The 1,207-nt window shown below is 71.6% G+C and carries 1 protein-coding gene and 1 pseudogene; both read left to right on the forward strand.

Annotated elements, in window-relative coordinates; all coding sequences use genetic code 11:
• A partial coding sequence (locus tag B2W70_RS12540) for a glycosyltransferase (RefSeq protein WP_286746134.1) occupies window positions 1-835 on the forward strand: 835 nt, incomplete at its 5' end.
• 85 nt (window positions 836-920) lie between these two features.
• Window positions 921-1,207, forward strand: a pseudogene (locus tag B2W70_RS12545) (23S rRNA (cytosine(1962)-C(5))-methyltransferase RlmI); the annotation flags it as partial.

Genomic DNA, 1,207 nt, shown 5'->3' on the forward strand with positions numbered 1-1,207 from the left:
GGCGCTGGGCACGCGCATGGGCCGGCTGCTGCCGCGCGAGACCCGCGTCTATTACTCGCCTCACGGCTCGCGCACGCTGGGCCTGCTGCGCCCACTGCAGACCACCGTGGGCGCGCTGATGTCGCTGGCCGGCGTGCGCCAACCCGAGGTCATCGCCAGCAGCCTGTCCGATGCCCAGCGGCTCAAAGGCCTGGTGGCGGCCGCCATCAAAACGGCCGAGACACCCGTGGACGAGCGCTTCTTCGACGCCGAACGCCACGAAGCCCGCCGCCCCCTGCTCGTCTCGGGTGACGCGGAAGGCAATCCGCGCTCGGTCGAGCTGTTTTGCCGCCTGGCGGTGTTGCTCAGCGCCGCCGAGCTGGGCCTGAGCTTCAACTGGTTCGGCCCCACCGACGAGCTCACCGCCGCACGCCTGAAGGCGGCCAACGTGGGCGGCTACGCCATCGACGAAACCACCGAGCTCATCTCGCGCCTGTCTGCGGGCTGGATCTTCATGGCCGCCAGCGAGGCAGAGCAGTTCCCCGTCATGCTGAGCTGGGCCATGGCCCTGGGCCTGCCTTGCGTGGCCGCCGACACGCCTCACCACCGCGACCTGATCCGCGACGGCGCCACCGGCCTGCTTTACCGCTCGGAAGAAGAAGCCCTGGCCCAGGTCAGCCGCCTCATCGACGACCCGGCCCTGCGCGACAAGCTCGGCCAGGCCGCGCGCCAGCAGGTGCGCGAGCGCCTGAGCCCCGCGCGCCTGGACCAGGCCATCCTGGGCGCCTACGCAGGCGCCGCCCAGCCCACCGCCTCGGCGGGCCGCGTGAGCCCGCCCGAGCAGAGCCCGGCGTGATCGCAAGCTGAGGCCGCGCCCCGGCCCCAAGCCGGAGGCCTTGGAGGAGAATCGGGGGTTTGCATGCGAACTGCGGACCCCGACGATGAAAACGATCACCCTGCGCGAAGGCAAAGAGCGCTCCTTGCTGCGCCGACACCCCTGGGTCTTCCAGGGCAGCATCGCCAAGGGCGGCGGTGATGCGGGTGAGACCGTGCGCGTGCAGTCCCACGACGGCCAGTTCCTGTGCTGGGCCGCCTTCAGCCCCAGCTCACAGATCCGCGTGCGCGCCTGGAGCTTCGACGAGGCCGAGCGCATCGACGCCTCGTTCTTCGCCCGCCGCGTGCAAGCCGCGGTGGCCTTGCGCCGGCGCCTGGCCATCGCCTCCAACTG

It is taken from the genome of Aquabacterium sp. UBA2148, assembly GCF_002328915.1.
Classification (GTDB): Bacteria; Pseudomonadota; Gammaproteobacteria; order Burkholderiales; family Burkholderiaceae_C; genus Aquabacterium; species Aquabacterium parvum.